The 16,980-nt window shown below is 48.2% G+C and carries 14 protein-coding genes and 1 other annotated feature (1 of these 15 cut by a window edge); of the genes, 1 reads left to right on the forward strand and 13 read right to left on the reverse strand.

Annotation, left to right across the window (positions count from 1 at the left end; genetic code table 11):
• Positions 1-76: 76 nt before the first annotated feature.
• From pyrE to lspA, 12 genes are all read right to left on the reverse strand, one after another.
• Complete coding sequence (pyrE, locus tag N667_RS0102980) at positions 77-700, reverse strand: orotate phosphoribosyltransferase (RefSeq protein ID WP_027408194.1); 624 nt, start codon at positions 698-700, stop codon at positions 77-79.
• A complete protein-coding gene (gene pyrF / locus N667_RS0102985; RefSeq protein WP_027408195.1) occupies positions 700-1,416 on the reverse strand; it encodes an orotidine-5'-phosphate decarboxylase in 717 nt (238 codons plus the stop codon). The genes pyrE and pyrF overlap by 1 nt, the downstream gene beginning before the upstream one ends.
• Positions 1,388-2,329 (reverse strand): dihydroorotate dehydrogenase, encoded by a 942-nt coding sequence (locus N667_RS0102990; RefSeq protein WP_027408196.1) that lies wholly within the window; start codon positions 2,327-2,329, stop codon positions 1,388-1,390. The genes pyrF and N667_RS0102990 overlap by 29 nt, the downstream gene beginning before the upstream one ends.
• Positions 2,326-3,096: a dihydroorotate dehydrogenase electron transfer subunit gene (locus N667_RS0102995; RefSeq protein WP_027408197.1), complete on the reverse strand. Its 771-nt coding sequence runs from the start codon at positions 3,094-3,096 to the stop codon at positions 2,326-2,328. Before N667_RS0102995 ends, N667_RS0102990 begins: the two co-directional genes overlap by 4 nt.
• Positions 3,093-6,290, reverse strand: coding sequence for a carbamoyl-phosphate synthase large subunit (carB, locus tag N667_RS0103000; protein WP_027408198.1), 3,198 nt, complete (start codon positions 6,288-6,290; stop codon positions 3,093-3,095). The genes N667_RS0102995 and carB overlap by 4 nt, the downstream gene beginning before the upstream one ends.
• Complete coding sequence (locus tag N667_RS0103005) at positions 6,283-7,377, reverse strand: carbamoyl phosphate synthase small subunit (RefSeq protein ID WP_027408199.1); 1,095 nt, start codon at positions 7,375-7,377, stop codon at positions 6,283-6,285. The genes carB and N667_RS0103005 overlap by 8 nt, the downstream gene beginning before the upstream one ends.
• On the reverse strand, positions 7,374-8,660 hold the full coding sequence (locus tag N667_RS0103010; protein ID WP_027408200.1) for a dihydroorotase: 1,287 nt from the start codon (positions 8,658-8,660) through the stop codon (positions 7,374-7,376). Before N667_RS0103010 ends, N667_RS0103005 begins: the two co-directional genes overlap by 4 nt.
• Positions 8,626-9,558, reverse strand: coding sequence for an aspartate carbamoyltransferase catalytic subunit (locus N667_RS0103015; RefSeq protein ID WP_027408201.1), 933 nt, complete (start codon positions 9,556-9,558; stop codon positions 8,626-8,628). The genes N667_RS0103010 and N667_RS0103015 overlap by 35 nt, the downstream gene beginning before the upstream one ends.
• A 173-nt stretch (positions 9,559-9,731) precedes the next feature.
• Complete coding sequence (locus tag N667_RS0103020) at positions 9,732-11,036, reverse strand: solute carrier family 23 protein (protein ID WP_027408202.1); 1,305 nt, start codon at positions 11,034-11,036, stop codon at positions 9,732-9,734.
• 141 nt (positions 11,037-11,177) lie between these two features.
• Positions 11,178-11,717, reverse strand: a complete 540-nt coding sequence (gene pyrR / locus N667_RS0103025) for a bifunctional pyr operon transcriptional regulator/uracil phosphoribosyltransferase PyrR (protein ID WP_027408203.1) — start codon at positions 11,715-11,717, stop codon at positions 11,178-11,180.
• A 156-nt stretch (positions 11,718-11,873) separates the two neighbouring features.
• Complete coding sequence (locus tag N667_RS0103030) at positions 11,874-12,785, reverse strand: RluA family pseudouridine synthase (RefSeq protein WP_027408204.1); 912 nt, start codon at positions 12,783-12,785, stop codon at positions 11,874-11,876.
• A gap of 1 nt (position 12,786) precedes the next feature.
• A complete protein-coding gene (gene lspA, locus N667_RS0103035; protein WP_027408205.1) occupies positions 12,787-13,251 on the reverse strand; it encodes a signal peptidase II in 465 nt (154 codons plus the stop codon).
• A 221-nt stretch (positions 13,252-13,472) separates the two neighbouring features.
• Between lspA and N667_RS18210 the strand changes: the two genes are divergently transcribed.
• On the forward strand, positions 13,473-13,841 hold the full coding sequence (locus tag N667_RS18210; protein WP_051529932.1) for a DUF3888 domain-containing protein: 369 nt from the start codon (positions 13,473-13,475) through the stop codon (positions 13,839-13,841).
• Between the two features lie 166 nt (positions 13,842-14,007).
• Here the strand turns inward: N667_RS18210 and ileS are convergent, their stop codons facing one another.
• Positions 14,008-16,782, reverse strand: coding sequence for an isoleucine--tRNA ligase (ileS, locus tag N667_RS0103045; RefSeq protein ID WP_027408206.1), 2,775 nt, complete (start codon positions 16,780-16,782; stop codon positions 14,008-14,010).
• A 50-nt stretch (positions 16,783-16,832) separates the two neighbouring features.
• Positions 16,833-16,980: a binding site (T-box leader), on the reverse strand; it runs 68 nt beyond the window's last position.

Here is a 16,980-nt window from a genome sequence, read left to right on the forward strand (position 1 = left end):
TTCCACGATCAAAAAACCATTTTGTCAACAGTCTGAGGGTACGAATAACCTCGTCATTCGTACTCCTTCTCTAGCGTTACTTCCCCCACTCCTCCGGCTGTTTTCGCCAGTCACGCAAGGTAGCGAGGTCTTGTTCGCCCACAACGCCAAGTTCCACCGCCGTTTCAATAAGCGTGTCATAATCCGTTAGCGTATGCATTGGCACACCGCTTTCCGCAAACGCTTGCGTTCCTTTTTCCAAGCCGTATGTAAAAATGGCGACGACGCCAAGTACATGACAGCCTGCTTCTTGAAGCGCGCGGACAGCGTTTAACGAACTGCCCCCTGTAGAAATTAAATCTTCTACAACAACGACTTTTTGCCCGGCTTCTGCTTTTCCTTCAATTTGCTTGCCTCTTCCGTGCGCTTTTGCTTGGCTGCGCACATAGCACATCGGCAACTCGAGGCGCTCGCTTGCCCATGCCGCATGCGGAATGCCCGCAGTCGCCGTTCCCGCCACAACTTCCGCATCTGGAAAATGCGCGCGAATGAGCTGCGCGAGCCCGTCAGCGATCGCGCTTCTGACGTTTGGATAGGCGAGAGTCAAGCGGTTGTCGCAATAAATCGGTGATTTCAGCCCGGATGACCATGTAAACGGTTCATTTGGCTGCAAGGAAACTGCTCCAATTTGCAGCAGCTGTGTGGCAATCTCTTTTTTCATCATGATTCCTCCTCATTCCATTCCCGTTTAAGCCGCGCATACGCCGCATACGGATCAGCGGCACGGGTAATGCTTCTTCCGATAACAATAAAGCTGGAACCAAGCTTCTGTGCCTCTTTTGGCGTTACGACGCGCACTTGATCGTTCGTTTCATCGTCGGCAAAACGGATGCCTGGCGTCACTGTTATAAATGCTGTTCCGCACTGCTCGCGGATGAGCGGCACTTCTCTAGCCGAGCAAACAACGCCGTCTAATCCGCTTTCTTGTGCGAGCGACGCATAGTGAAGCACCGCTTCTTCCATCGGTCGTTCAATCCAAAGTTCATGATGCAGCATTTCCTCGCTCGTACTTGTAAGCTGCGTAACCGCGATGCAAAGAGGGCGCGCCATGCCGCTTGGCGTTCCCGCATCCAATCCTTCAAGCGCCGCTTTCATCATGTTCGTGCCGCCGGCAGCGTGCACGTTTACTAAATCGACGCCAAGGCGCGCGAGCCCTTTCATCGCCTGCTTCACCGTATTCGGAATGTCATGAAGCTTTAAGTCTAAAAAAATGCGGTGCCCCTGTTCTTTTAAAGCGGCGATGATATTAGGCCCTTCTTGATAGTACAGTTCCATCCCGACTTTGACAAACAGCGGCTCATTGACAAACGGCCGCAAAAACGCTTCGACTTCTTTGCGCGATTGAAAATCAAGCGCCACAATAAACGGTTGGTCCACCTTTGTTCCAGCCCCTTCCCGTGCATTCAGATATGTGGTCAAAGCCGAGTTCATCGAGCAATGTTGGCAACTCCGCAATAATGTTCGGGCACACGAACGGATCGACAAAATTGGCTGTTCCAACAGCGACCGCGCTCGCCCCAGCGTAGAAAAATTCAATGACATCCTCCGCCGATTGAACGCCGCCCATGCCGATGATCGGAATTGATACCGCTTGGCTCACTTCGTAAATCATGCGAATCGCAATCGGCTTAATCGCTGGTCCTGACAGCCCTCCTGTACGATTCGCTAAAATCGGCGCTGCCGTTTTCACATCGATTCGCATGCCAAGGAGCGTATTAATCATTGTCAAGCCGTCGGCCCCTGCCGCTTCAATCGCCTTCGCCATCTCGACGATGTTGGTCACGTTCGGCGACAGCTTCACATAAACAGGCACAGCCGATACTTCTTTAACAAGCTTAGTGAGTTCAGCGGCCACTTCCGGCACCGTTCCAAATGTAATGCCGCCTTTTTTCACATTCGGGCACGAAATATTCAACTCAAGTGCATGGACGTTTGGCGCTTGAGAAATGCGCTTCGCCACCTCGATGTAATCTTCCATCGTCGATCCGGCGACGTTGGCGATAATCGGCACATCGTATTGCGCAAGCCATGGCAACTCTTCCTCGATCACCTTTTCTAATCCTGGATTTTGCAGCCCGATCGCATTCAACATGCCGCTCGGCGTCTCGGCCACTCGCGGCGTCGGATTGCCAAAGCGTGGTTCGAGCGTCGTCGCTTTAATCATGATCGCTCCAAGCTTGCTTAAATCGTAAAATTTGGCGTATTCGCGCCCGAATCCGAAACATCCGGACGCCGGCATAACCGGATTCTTTAGCGAAAGTCCCGGCAATTCCACGGCTAAACGGTTCATAGCACTACCTCCCCGGCTTTAAATACAGGACCGTCGCTGCACACTTTTTTATACGCAGTGTCGCTTCCCGGCACGCGGCACACGCAGGCAAAACAAGCGCCAATGCCACAGCCCATCCGCTCTTCTAGCGATAGATACACTTCTTTGTTTGGGAATTTTTGCTCAAGCGCCCGCAACATCGGCTTCGGCCCGCATGCGTACAGCACGTCAAACGAAAGTCCACGCTCATCGATCACGTCGGTTACAAATCCTTTCATTCCATAAGAGCCGTCGACCGTCGCCACGTACGTTTCGCCAAATTCAGCAAACTCGCGCTCGTAAAACACGGCCTCGTTCGTTTGAAAGCCGAGCACGCTCGTTACCTTCACACCTTTGTTCACCAACCGCTTGGCTAATTCATAGAGCGGCGGGACGCCGATGCCGCCCCCGACCAAAAGGGCGCGCTGTCCCGCTTGAACCGCTTCAAGCGGAAAGCCGTTTCCGAGCGGGCCGAGCACATCGACCGCATCGCCTGTTTTCTTTTGCGAAAGGAGCGTCGTGCCCGCTCCTTCCTTTCGGTAAAGAATCGTGCATTCGCTCGCTTCTTTGTTGATATCGCAAAGACTAAGCGGGCGGCGCAAGAGCGGATTTGCTTGCTCTGACACTTTAATGTGGACAAATTGACCCGCTTCATTCATCTGCTGCACAAGTGCGCCTGCAAGCGTCAATTTATAAATGTTTTTGGCGATCGGTTCTTGATGAACAATCGTCATTTGTTCCGTTTTCATGCGTGCACCTTCTTTTCAGACATCGCCGTCATTGAAAATGTCATCGATTCCATCACTTGCAGCATTGCTTTTGCTGTATCAAGCGATGTTAAACATGGGATGCCGTTTTCGACCGCTTCGCGTCGGATACGGAAGCCGTCGCTTTCCGGCTGCTTTCCTTTTGTCAATGTGTTAATCACGACTTGCGCCTTTCCTTGGCGGATGATATCTAAAATGTTCGGCGATTCCAAATGGATTTTATTTACAACTGTTACCGGGATATCGGCAGTGCGCAACGCTTCCGCTGTTCCGGTTGTCGCAAGAAGCTGGTAGCCGATTTGATGGAAGCGGCGCGCCACTTCGATCGCTTCTTCTTTATCTTTGTCGGCTACCGTCAACAGCACCGCCCCGTACGGACGAATGTGGATGCCGGAAGCTAAAAGCCCTTTGTAGAGCGCTTTTTCAAACGTTGTGTCTTTGCCGATCACTTCCCCGGTCGATTTCATTTCCGGCCCGAGCGAAATATCGACGTTGCGCAGCTTCGCGAACGAAAAGACCGGCGCTTTCACATACACCCCTTCGCTTTCCGGCTTTAATCCCGTTTCGTAGCCGAAATCAACAAGCTTCGCCCCTAAAATGACTTTTGTCGCAATGTTCGCCATCGGCACGTCGGTAATTTTGCTTAAAAACGGCACGGTTCGGCTTGAACGAGGATTTACTTCAAGCACAAATACCTCATCTTTGTACATAACAAATTGAATATTAAGCAATCCGACGATGCGCAATCCTCTAGCTAGTCTAATCGTATAATCAACAATTTTCTGTTGGATCTCGCTAGTTAGCGTTTGCGGCGGATAAACGGCTATCGAGTCGCCCGAGTGGACGCCAGCCCGCTCAATATGTTCCATAATACCTGGAATCAATACCGTCTCTCCGTCGGAAATCGCATCAACCTCAATTTCTTTTCCGATTAAATAACGATCAATTAAAACTGGGTGCTGCGGATTAACTTTCACGGCGTTGTCCATGTAATGCAGCAGCTCTTCCTCTTTATAGACGATTTCCATCGCCCGGCCGCCAAGCACATACGATGGACGAACGAGAACCGGATAGCCAATTTCCGCGGCAATTCGCACTGCTTCTTCCACAGAAAACGCCGTTTTTCCTTTCGGCTGCGGGATGCCTAATTGTGATAGTGTCTGTTCGAATTTATCGCGGTTTTCTGCGCGGTCTAAATCTTCGAGCGAGGTGCCGAGGATGCGAACACCGCGCGCCGCAAGCTCCGCCGCCAAATTAATGGCTGTTTGGCCGCCGAATTGCACAATCACGCCGATCGGTTTTTCTAAATCGATCACATGCATGACATCTTCGATCGTGAGCGGTTCAAAATACAATTTGTCTGATACGCTAAAGTCGGTTGACACCGTCTCCGGATTGTTGTTAATAATAATGGCTTCATAACCTGCTTCTTTAATCGCCCAGACCGAATGAACAGTCGCGTAGTCAAATTCGATTCCTTGCCCGATGCGGATCGGCCCCGATCCAAGAACAACAACGCTTTCTCTTGGCGTTACGATCGACTCGTTTTCTTCTTCATACGTTCCATAATAATATGGCGTTTCCGATTCAAATTCCGCCGCGCATGTGTCAACCATTTTATATACCGGCGCGATGCCCGCTTGTTTCCGCAACTCATACACGTCCCGCTCGCTCATGCCCCAAAGTTCGGCGATGGCGACATCGGAAAAGCCCATGCGTTTCGCTGTATGGAGCACGTCCGCATCTCCGATATGCTCGCGCACGACTTTTTCATAAGCAACAATGCGTGCGATTTTCGTTAAAAAGAAGCGGTCGATTCGGCTCCATTCGTGAATTTGCTCAATATCGATGCCGCGGCGGATCGCCTCAGCGATATAAAAGAGCCGCTCGTCCCCTGCTTTGCGAATGCGTTTTTCAATCAATTCATCCGTCGCGTGGTCCGCATCTTTAATTTGCAAATGATACGTATTCGTTTCAAGTGAGCGTACCGCTTTTAACAGCGATTCTTCAAACGTCCGACCGATCGCCATCACCTCGCCGGTCGCTTTCATCTGCGTGCCGAGGTGGCGGTTCGCCGATTCGAACTTGTCGAACGGAAAGCGCGGGATTTTCGTGACGACATAGTCGAGCGCTGGTTCAAAGCAAGCATACGTTTTGCCCGTCACCGGGTTGATAATTTCATCAAGCGTTAGACCAACCGCAATTTTCGCTGCGAGTTTCGCAATCGGGTAGCCCGTCGCCTTCGATGCGAGCGCCGAGGAACGGCTGACGCGCGGGTTGACTTCGATGACGTAGTAGTTAAAGCTGTGCGGATCAAGCGCCAACTGCACGTTGCATCCCCCTTCAATTCCGAGGGCACGAATAATGCGTAAGGAGGCGTTCCGGAGCAGTTGGTATTCCCGATCGCTTAATGTTTGGCTTGGAGCAACGACGATCGAATCGCCCGTATGAATGCCGACAGGGTCAATATTCTCCATATTGCACACAACGATCGCGTTATCATTCGCATCGCGCATCACTTCATACTCGATCTCTTTATAGCCGGCGATGCTTTTTTCCAATAAACATTGATGCACCGGGCTCATTTTTAAGCCGCTTGAAACAATCTCGACGAGCTCCTCTTCGTTCGTGCAAATGCCGCCACCCGTTCCGCCGAGAGTGAACGCCGGGCGGACGATGACCGGATAGCCGATTTTTTCGACAAAGGCGTAAGCTTCCTCCAAACTGTGAATAATGTCACTTTCCGGCACCGGTTCGCCGAGTTCATTCATAAGTGCACGGAACAATTCGCGGTCTTCCGCCTTTTCGATCGCTTCAAGCTTCGTACCGAGAATCTCCACTCCGCATTCTGCAAGCACGCCCGCTTTCGCGAGTTCCACCGCTAGGTTCAGACCCGTCTGGCCGCCAAGCGTCGGCAAAATCGCATCAGGACGTTCTTTGCGTATGACGCGCGAAACAAATTCGAGCGTAAGCGGCTCCATATACACTTTGTCGGCAATTTCCGTGTCGGTCATAATCGTTGCAGGATTGGAGTTCACTAAAATCACTTTGTATCCTTCTTCTTTCAGCGCTAAGCACGCTTGCGTTCCGGCGTAATCGAACTCCGCCGCTTGGCCGATGACAATCGGACCGGATCCGATGACTAAAATCGTTTCAATATCTCGACGTTTAGGCATGAACGATCTCCCTTTCTTTTTTGAACTGTTCGATCATAGCGATAAATTCATCAAATAAATTGTTCGCATCTTCCGGACCTGGAGAAGCTTCCGGATGGTATTGCACCGTGAATGCCGGGTGATCAAGGTGACGCAGCCCTTCAATCGTGCCGTCGTTCAAGGCCACGTGTGTCACTTCTAAACGTGTCCCTTTAAGCGACTCTTCATTGACCGTATAGCCATGATTTTGCGATGTAATCGCCACTTTTCCTGTTGCCAAGTGTTTGACAGGATGATTCGAGCCGCGATGGCCGAATTTCATTTTCTCCGTATCGGCGCCGCTAGCGAGCGCAAACAACTGATGTCCGAGGCAGATACCAAAAAGCGGCACGCGGCCGAGTATTCCTTGAATCATCGCAATCGCTTCCGGCACATCTTTCGGGTCGCCAGGGCCGTTTGATAACATGACGCCATCTGGATGTAATCGAAGTACATCCTGTGCTGTCGCGTTATACGGAAGAACAATGACATCGCAATTGCGTTTATTGAGTTCACGTAAAATGCCGTGTTTCATGCCAAAGTCGATGAGAACGACGCGATGACCACGTCCAGGGCTTGGATACGCGCTTTTCGTGGAAACACGCTTCACTTGATCGGTCGGAAGCGTCGTACTCTTTAAGTAAGCGACCGCTTCCTCCACGTTGACATCGACATCGCAAATCATTCCTTTTAACGTTCCGTACTGGCGAATAATCCGCGTTAATTTTCTTGTATCGACGCCCGCCAAACCTGGAATATTTTTTTCTTTGAAATATTGATCGAGCGTCATTTCATTTCTCCAGTTGGACGGCGCGTCGCATATTTCTTTCACGATGAATCCATGAATATGTGGTTCAATCGACTCAAAATCATCGCGGTTCACGCCGTAGTTGCCGATTAATGGATACGTCATCGTGACAATTTGTCCGCAATACGACGGGTCGGATAAGATTTCTTGATAGCCCGTCATTCCTGTATTAAACACGACTTCCCCAATCTTTTGTTCCGTGCTGCCAAACGCCTCTCCTACGAAAACCGTTCCATCCTCTAAAATGAGTTGTCGCTTCATTGCTCTCTCCCTTTCTTCCATGCGAGTTTTCCGTTGACAAACGTTATCGTTGGCCACCCTTTGCACACCCAGCCAGCAAACGGCGTATTTTTTCCTTTTGAAACAAACGTACTCGGGTCAATCGCTTGCTCCGTATGCAAATCAATCACCGTCAAATCCGCTTTCGCGCCGACCGCCAATGTTCCTTGCTTGAGGCCAAACACTTCGGCTGGCTTTTTCGTCAGCCAATCCACGAGCTGTTTCAGCGTACAAACGTTCTTTTCGACGAAATATGTGTAAAGCAGTGGAAACGCGGTTTCAAGCCCGGCGATGCCAAATGGCGCGAGCTCCATTCCTTCTTGTTTTTCTGCCTGCGTATGCGGAGCATGGTCTGTCGCAATAAAATCGATCGTTCCATCAAGCAGCCCTTCAATAAGCGCTTCGCGGTCTTCTTTGCTTCTTAGCGGCGGATTCATTTTAAAATTCGCATCAAGTCCTGGGATGTCCTCATCACAAAGAAGCAAATGATGCGGCGTCACTTCCGCTGTGACACGAATACCCGCCCGCTTCGCATCACGGACAACGCGAACGGATTCTTTTGTGCTAATGTGACAGACGTGGTAATGGCACCCTGTTGCTTCGGCCAACAGCACATCACGGGCAATGTGAACCGATTCCGACACGGATGGAATTCCCGGAAGCCCGTATTTTTTTGCAAACGCCCCCGCGTGAACACATCCTTTATATGTAAGGGTTTCGTCTTCGCAGTGGGCTACAATCGCCATATCGAGCGCAGCGGCTTCCCTCATTGCCTCGTACATCATTTGCGCATTTTGAACGCCGACGCCGTCGTCCGTAAACGCGAACGCCCCCGCTGCTTTTAACGCCGCAAAATCAGTCCGCTCCTTGCCAAGCTGGCGAATGGTAATAGCGGCATATGGGAGCACATTGACGCGGGCTGTTTCACGAATGCGCTCTTGCAGCCACTCCATTTGCTCTTTCGTATCAGGTACAGGTCGCGTATTCGGCATGGCGGCAATCGTCGTAAAGCCGCCTTTGGCTGCCGCGAGCGTGCCAGTAGCAATCGTTTCTTTATGCTCACCACCCGGTTCGCGCAAATGGACGTGCAAATCAATGAACCCTGGAACAAGCAGTTGCTCGGCGACATCAATAACCTCATCGCCTTCGCTCACAGCAACATGCGGCGCAATTTCCTCAATGACATCTCCAGTAATTTTCACTTCTGTTGCGACAAGCTTTCCCTCTTCATTAAGCGAGCGAGCATTTTTTAAAATAATAGCCATGTTCGACTCTCCTTTCGCATGATTCAAGCGCTCGTTTTAAGACAGCCATGCGCACGTATACCCCGTTTTCCATTTGTTTAAAAATACGAGATCGTTCGCATTCAACAAGTTCACTGGCGATTTCCACATCGCGATTGACAGGCGCCGGGTGCAAAATAATACTGCTAGTCTTCATCTTCCGTTCTCGTTCTACTGTTAATCCGTACTGTTGATGGTATTGTTCTTTCGTTAATCCCATTTTCTCACCGTGCCGCTCATGTTGGATGCGAAGCAACATCACAACATCCGCTTCTTTTACCGCTGTATTTAAATCAGCATATGTGCCGTACGGATTTGTTTCGTCTTTCCATTGTTCCGGGCTGGAAAACAGCACCGTCGCACCTAATCTTGTGAGCACTTCCGCATTTGACCGGGCCACGCGGCTATGGCGAATATCGCCAACAATCGCCACCGTTAACCCTTGAAACGTTCCGAACTCCTGACGAATCGTCATCAAGTCTAACAATGATTGCGTCGGGTGATGACCGCATCCGTCCCCTGCATTAATAATCGGAATATGAACTGCATGGCGCAACGATTCAAAATAGCGATCTTCTGGATGTCTAATCACGACCGTTTGCACTCCGATCGACTCGAGTGTGCGAATCGTATCATATAAAGTTTCTCCTTTTTGTACGCTTGACATTTCTACATCAAATGGAATCACATGAAGTCCTAGCCGCCGCTGTGCCACCTCAAAACTGCATTTCGTCCGCGTGCTCGGCTCGAAAAATAGATTCGCGGCAAAACCAGGTTGTTCCATTCGCCAATGCTCTCCGTTGGCAAATCGTTCAGCCTCTTGAAGCAATGCGATAATATCATCAAGCGATAATTCCGATAAGGTAAATAAATGTTTCATCATCTTTCCCTCCTGCTTTATAAAAAAACACCCTGTCATTGGACAGGGTGTTACACCGTTTTGGGCGCAAAAAGGTAGGCGGAAAGAAGCCTGCGCCTAGGCGCTGGCTCGCTCCTTTTTCCGCGAACAGCAACACCCTTTTAAGTCTCACGGGACTTAGTTAAAAGGTGGCATTACGCAATATGATTATCCTTTTCTTCTTCAAGTTCAAACATATTTTCATCCAATTCAGGTCGGCCTGGCAAAATCAGGTTGAGAAGAACACCGATGATCGCAGCCAGAGCCATTCCTTGAATTTGAAATGTTTCTGAGATCTTTAATACCGCTCCGCCAATTCCGATGACAAGAATGACGGACGAAATCACTAGGTTTCGCTTATCACCAAAGTCGATTTTGCTGTCAACAAGCATGCGCAAACCAGAAGAGGCAATAATTCCGAACAACAAGATGGACACGCCGCCCATGACCGGCGTCGGAATCGAACTAATCAAAGCGGTTACTTTTCCAACGAAACCAAAGATGATAGCGAGCACCGCCGCTCCGGCTAACACGTATACGCTGTAAACGCGCGTAATCGCCAACACACCGATATTTTCGCCGTATGTTGTTTTCGGTGGTCCACCGATTAATGCAGAAATCATCGTCGCCGTACCGTCCCCTAAAATCGAGCGATGCAAACCAGGCTTTTTGATGTAATCGCGACCGACAACTTTGCTTAATACGAGCTGATGACCGATATGTTCCGAAAGCGTTACGATTGCAACCGGCACCATAAGGAGAACAATTTGCCCTGTCAAATGCACAGGATAGTCAACAAAAGGCAGCAAGAAATCCGGCATCTCGAATAACTTCGCGCTAGCGACTTTGGATAAATCGACAATGCCAATCGCCAACGCATAAACATAGCCTACTATAATTCCGACGAGCACCGGCACAAGACTAAACAATCCTCTCATATAAATCGCACATACAATCGTCGCAGCAAGCGTCACTAGCGCTACCGAAAAGTAGGTAAGATTATACTTGCCATTTGGCCCATTCATCGCCATGCCAACTGCTGTATTGGCAAGCCCTAACCCAATGACGATAATGACCGGACCTACTACAACAGGCGGCAATAATTTCATAATCCAACGGTAACCAGCTTTTTTAATAATGAGTGCCACAACACCATATACAAGTCCCGCCAAGAAGCTTCCGATCATGGCAGCACCAGGACCTCCAGCCGTTTTTACCGCAATAATCGGAGAAATGAATGCGAATGAGGAACCAAGGTACGCAGGCACTTGCCATTTGGTGATGATTAAAAACGCCAGCGTTCCAAGACCACTTGAAATAAGAGCCATCGCTGGGCTGAGCCCAACAAGATACGGAACTAAAATGGTCGCACCAAACATCGCAAATAAATGTTGCAAGCTTAATGTTAACCACTGCATTGGTGAAGGAACATCTTTAACGTCTAACACAGGTTTGTTCATATTGAAAAGCTCCTTTCGTTACTTGTTCATAAAAAAACCTCTTTGCCCGGAGGGTGCAAAGAGGTACAGTCGTTGCCTACAAATGGCGTAGACAAGCCCAACCCCTTTGTCAGCCTCACGGGACTGCCTTTTAAAAGGGCATTATTTTTCATGAATGCTTACTTGATCAAGTTTATCCACTTCTTTTAATTCTACAACGATAATCTCTGAACTGGATGTAGGGATATTTTTTCCGACAAAATCAGCGCGAATCGGCAGTTCGCGGTGGCCTCGGTCAACAAGGACAGCCAATTGAATTTGGGCAGGACGTCCGAAATCCATAATCGCGTCCATTGCAGCGCGAACCGTTCGCCCAGTGAACAATACATCGTCGACGAGCACGACCTTTTTGTTTGTTACGTCGAACGGGATGTCGCTTCCTTTTACAAGCGGCTCTTTATCGCTTGTTTTCGTCGTTAAATCATCACGGTACAATGTAATATCGAGTTCACCAACAGAAATTGCTGCTCCCTCGATTTGCTCAATTCGCTCAGCGAGCCGCTGCGCCAAATAAATGCCGCGCGTTTTAATGCCGACAAGCACGCAATCCTCAATCCCTTTGTTGCGCTCAATAATTTCGTGCGCGATGCGTGTTAATGCGCGGCGAATCGCTTGTTCGTCCAACACAACTGCTTTTTGCATCGTGTTCACCTCCGCACAAAAAGCCCTCCCGCCGATCGGCGAGAGGGCAGAAAATGGCATAAATTCGCTCACATCCGTCTCCTTCTCAGCCTCACGGGACTGATTTAAAGGACTATCATTCACTTGCTTTCATTGTACGTGTGAAAGCTACGTTTGTCAACGATTATTTCTTAACATGTCCAAAAGCTGTTCAAACTCGATCGGAAGCGGCGCCTCAAACTCTAAATACTCCCCTGTGCGCGGATGAACAAACCCGAGCACACCAGCGTGAAGTGCCTGTCCATCAATCGGAAGCGTCTTTTTCGGCCCGTATTTTGGATCACCTGCAAGCGGATAGCCGATATATTTCATGTGTACGCGAATTTGGTGCGTTCGTCCTGTTTCTAATTGGCATTCAATAAATGTGAAGTTGGCAAATCGTTCAAGCACCCGAAAATGAGTCACCGCTTCTTTCCCATTTTCTACGACAGCCATGCTTTGTCGATCGTGCTTGTCGCGGCCGATCGGTGCATCAATCGTGCCGTAGTCATGAGGAATAACTCCGTGTACAATCGCTTTATATTTGCGAGTGACTGTTTTTTTGACAAGCTGGTTTACAAGCGACTCATGAGCTATATCGTTTTTTGCCACCATCAACAACCCAGATGTGTCTTTATCAATGCGGTGCACAATCCCTGGACGCAATACGCCGTTGATGCCCGATAAATCTTTGCAGTGGGCAAGCAATCCGTTGACGAGCGTGCCGCGCATATGACCTGGAGCGGGATGTACGACCATGCCGCGCGGTTTGTTGACAACGAGAACATCGGCGTCCTCGTAGTAAATATCTAAATCCATTTCTTCCGGTTCGACATCAAGCGGCTCTGGCTCCGGAAGCTCGATAATGACTTCATCGCCTGCAGAACATTTATAGTTTGCTTTAATCGGCTTCCCGTTTACCGCCACAAGCCCGTCTTTGATCCATTGTTGAACTTGCGAGCGCGACCATTCTTCATTAAGAGCGGCAATGACTTTGTCAATCCGCTCGCGATCATACTCTTCCTCAATATGAAACTGTACCACATTCATATCATGAATTCTCCTTTTCCTTCGCTCCAACAACAAATGTTTGTAAAAAAACGAGGGCGACGCCTATGCACAAGGCGGAATCAGCAATGTTAAAGATCGGAAAATCGTACGTAAAAATATATGTATGGATAAAGTCGACCACTTCCTTGCGGATTAAGCGGTCAATAAAGTTTCCGATCGCCCCGCCTAGCATAAATCCTAGCGCAACGCCAAATAGACGCTCCCTGCGCGGCAAGCGCTGAATATATACAACTAAACCAACAACAACGATAATGGTGATTAAATAAAACAACCAAAACTGGCCTTGTAAAATCCCCCATGCTGCTCCCCGGTTTCGGTGGGAAGTAATATACAGCACATTCGGTATAATCGTAACGCTTTCACCGATCTTCATATGCGTTGCGACCAGCCATTTTGTCAACTGATCCACCGCAATCACAAAAAGAGCGATTAAATAATAAAGCACGCGACTCCCTCCAACTCGACATATGTACTTATGAATTGTAGCACAATCGTAGAGAGGTAGACAATGGATGTGGTCTAGCGCCTATAGATTAATACTTTATTTTAATGAATAATAAACGAGGCATTGAATCCACCTGAAAAAAATGGTTTGCTAAAAAACATATGGAATGACACGTCTCTTTTAACAAAAACTATCTTAGATAAAGGAGGTGGTTATTTTATATGAAGCGCATCGTAATTTCTCTTTTCATATGTTTATTATTCTGGAATATATCGTGGCCTTATCAAGCAATGGCCGAGTCAAATCGGAATAGCGAGAAAAAGCATACTGATTTTTATGACGCCGTCTTAGTTCTATTAGACCCTTATGCAAGGAAAGCAATCGAAAATAAGTATCCGACACGCAGTTACGGTTTATGGAATGCAGAAATATTAGAAGTTCATCGGAAAACGGAAGGATTTTCTCAGTATAACTTTATCATAAAAGTTAAATATGATACTTATACGGGTCCCCATAATCCACCAGAAGGCCCAGTCACTCTAACTTTTGATGTAAATTTAGATAGGGTCACAGTAACCGAAATTGAATAATGCCTCCGCTAGTCTAACAAAGAAATCAACAATATTGTTTAACATGCCCTAAGGAAAATGTCCTATGTTAAACTAAAACAGACACTTTGTTAAAAAGCACTTCTAGCCCAAATAGTCATACATTTTTTAGCAAAAAGGCCCGCCATCAAAGCGAGCCTTTCCCTTCTCACGCTGTATAATGCTCTTTGACAATGCTTGCGCAACGCGGGCACAACGTTGGATGGTCTGAATCTGTTCCGACCTCTGGCGTCACGACCCAGCAACGCTCGCATGTTTCGCCGTTTGCTTGCTTCACAACAATGGCCATGCTTGCGAATTTTTGTGCCTCTTCTGGCGCTTCTGTGTAGTCTCCAGCAACTTCAAATCCGGAAACGATAAATAATTGTTTCAAGCTTTCTTCAATCGAATCAAGAAGTTGTTTCGTCTCTTTTGTTGGATAAATAGCTAAATGGGCGGTCAACGATTTTCCGATTACTTTTTCATTGCGTGCCACTTCAAGCGCTTTTAACACGTCGTCGCGCACATTCATAAACGCATCCCATTTTGCAGCGAGCTGATCTGCTCCTTCGATTTCCTTCGCTTCCGGCATATCAACAAGCTGAACGCTTTCCGCTTGCTCTTTTCGATTCGGGATATGTCCCCATACTTCATCGGCCGTGTGCGGCAAAATCGGAGCAACTAATTTCGTTAACGCCACAAGCGTCTCATACAGCACCGTTTGGATCGAGCGGCGCTCTTTATGATTCGGCGCTTCAATATAAAGGACATCCTTTGAAAAATCTAAATAAAATGCGCTTAAATCAACCGTACAGAAATTGTTTACATCATGATAAATCGCGGCAAAATCATATGTTTCATACGAGCGTTTCACTTTTTCAATTAATCCGTTTAATTTAACGAGCATATAACGATCGACTTCGCGCAGTTCCGCGACAGGAACAGCATTTGTTTCCGGATCGAAGTCAAATAAGTTGCCAAGCAAGAAACGGAACGTGTTGCGGATTTTCCGATATACTTCTGCCACTTGTTTTAAAATGCTATCAGAAATGCGCACATCAGATTGGTAATCGACAGACGCAACCCAAAGGCGTAAAATATCCGCTCCTAGCTGCTCCATCACTTTCGCCGGCACGACAACGTTGCCAAGCGATTTGCTCATTTTGCGTCCTTCACCATCAAGAACGAACCCGTGGCTCAATACTCCCTTATACGGCGCTTTTCCTGTTACAGCGACCGCCGTAGAAAGCGAAGAGTTAAACCAACCGCGATATTGGTCAGACCCTTCAAGATAGAGGTCGGCTGGACGCTGCAAGTCATCGCGCTCTTCTAAGACCGCTTGATGCGAAGAACCGGAGTCGAACCAAACATCCATAATGTCCGTTTCTTTTGTAAAGATGCCGTTTGGACTAGATGGATGCGTAAATCCTTCCGGCAACAAATCTTTCGCTTCACGCTCAAACCAAACATTGGAGCCGTATTGTCTAAATAAATTCGACACATGCTCAATTGTTTCATCGGTGATGATTGGATCGCCGTTTTCCGCATAAAAGACCGGAATCGGCACGCCCCATGCACGTTGGCGCGAAATGCACCAGTCGCCGCGATCACGCACCATGTTATATAAGCGTGTTTCTCCCCAGGCTGGCACCCATTTCGTTTCTTGTACCGCCTGCAACAATTCATCGCGAATTTTATCAATCGACGCGAACCATTGCGCCGTCGCGCGGAAAATCGTCGGCTGCTTCGTACGCCAATCATGCGGATAAGAGTGTGTAATAAACTGAAGCTTTAACAGCGCGCCTGCCTCTTTTAATTTTTCAGTAATTGCTTTATTTGCCTCATCATAAAAGAGTCCTGCAAATCCAGGGGCTTCTTCTGTCATATAACCGCGCTCGTCAACTGGACAAAGTACTCCTAAGTTATATTTTTGACCAACGAAGAAGTCATCCTCCCCGTGTCCAGGAGCTGTATGAACACATCCTGTTCCGGCATCGGTCGTGACGTGCTCGCCGCAGACAACGAGGGAATCACGCTCATACAACGGATGCTTCGCCACAACGTACTCAAGCTCTTTTCCTTTCAATGTTTTGACAACGGTTGTCTCTTCCCAGCCAATCTCCTTTTTCACAGATTCAAGCAACGCGGAAGCTACAACATATTTTTCCCCGCTTACTTGAACAACACTGTATTCCAAATCCGGATGTACCGCAATTCCTAAGTTCGCTGGGATCGTCCAAGGCGTTGTTGTCCAAATCACAATTTTTTCGTCTCCATCAAGCACACCTTTTCCATCTTTAACAGAAAACGCAACATAAATCGACGGAGAGCGTTTATCCTTATACTCAATCTCCGCTTCTGCCAGTGCGGATTCGCTTGACGGGGACCAATAAACAGGCTTCAAGCCTTTATAAATCAACCCTTTTTTCGCCATTTCGCCGAACACTCTAATTTGTTGCGCTTCATACTCTGGTTTCAGCGTAATATACGGATTTTCCCAATCTCCGCGAACACCAAGACGCTTAAATTGTTTGCGCTGGCTGTCAATTTGTTCATAAGCGTACTCTTCGCAAAGCTTGCGAAACGCAGCTACGCTCATCTCCTTACGATTTACACCTTTATTTTTGGTAAGCGCCGTTTCAATCGGCAAACCATGCGTATCCCACCCCGGCACATATGGGGCACAGTAGCCGCTCATTGATTTATAGCGAACAATAAAATCCTTTAGAATTTTATTTAAGGCATGCCCCATATGAATATCGCCGTTCGCATACGGAGGACCGTCATGCAGCACGAATAGCGGACGGCCTTTCGTGCGCTCCTGCACTTTTTGGTAAATATTCATTTCTTCCCACTGCGCTTGAATTTGTGGCTCACGCTGCGGAAGGTTTCCTCTCATCGGAAAGTCTGTTTGCGGCATTAACAACGTATCTTTATAGTCCATACCTACACTCCTCCATTTTTTATCAACATAAAAAAACCGTTCTCATCCCCAAAAGGGACGAGAACGGTCTCGCGGTACCACCCTTATTGACTACTCAAACATAGTCCACTCTGCATTCGTAACGGGAATGACGCGCCATTGCCTACTTTCTTTCAGCATGGAACTCCAGGGTGATCTTCACTCTTTCGCTTATGCCAG

This window comes from Anoxybacillus tepidamans PS2 (assembly GCF_000620165.1).
Taxonomy (GTDB): Bacteria; Bacillota; Bacilli; order Bacillales; family Anoxybacillaceae; genus Anoxybacteroides; species Anoxybacteroides tepidamans_A.

What these genes read in the sequence shown, in the direction of transcription:
- pyrE (WP_027408194.1), bottom strand. Translation starts at nt 700, where the DNA reads ATGAAAAAAGAGATTGCCACACAGCTGCTGCAAATTGGAGCAGTTTCC.
- N667_RS0102990 (WP_027408196.1), bottom strand. Translation starts at nt 2,329, where the DNA reads ATGAACCGTTTAGCCGTGGAATTGCCGGGACTTTCGCTAAAGAATCCG.
- N667_RS0102995 (WP_027408197.1), bottom strand. Translation starts at nt 3,096, where the DNA reads ATGAAAACGGAACAAATGACGATTGTTCATCAAGAACCGATCGCCAAA.
- carB (WP_027408198.1), bottom strand. Translation starts at nt 6,290, where the DNA reads ATGCCTAAACGTCGAGATATTGAAACGATTTTAGTCATCGGATCCGGT.
- N667_RS0103005 (WP_027408199.1), bottom strand. Translation starts at nt 7,377, where the DNA reads ATGAAGCGACAACTCATTTTAGAGGATGGAACGGTTTTCGTAGGAGAG.
- N667_RS0103010 (WP_027408200.1), bottom strand. Translation starts at nt 8,660, where the DNA reads ATGGCTATTATTTTAAAAAATGCTCGCTCGCTTAATGAAGAGGGAAAG.
- N667_RS0103015 (WP_027408201.1), bottom strand. Translation starts at nt 9,558, where the DNA reads ATGAAACATTTATTTACCTTATCGGAATTATCGCTTGATGATATTATC.
- N667_RS0103020 (WP_027408202.1), bottom strand. Translation starts at nt 11,036, where the DNA reads ATGAACAAACCTGTGTTAGACGTTAAAGATGTTCCTTCACCAATGCAG.
- pyrR (WP_027408203.1), bottom strand. Translation starts at nt 11,717, where the DNA reads ATGCAAAAAGCAGTTGTGTTGGACGAACAAGCGATTCGCCGCGCATTA.
- N667_RS0103030 (WP_027408204.1), bottom strand. Translation starts at nt 12,785, where the DNA reads ATGAATGTGGTACAGTTTCATATTGAGGAAGAGTATGATCGCGAGCGG.
- N667_RS18210 (WP_051529932.1), top strand. Translation starts at nt 13,473, where the DNA reads ATGAAGCGCATCGTAATTTCTCTTTTCATATGTTTATTATTCTGGAAT.
- ileS (WP_027408206.1), bottom strand. Translation starts at nt 16,782, where the DNA reads ATGGACTATAAAGATACGTTGTTAATGCCGCAAACAGACTTTCCGATG.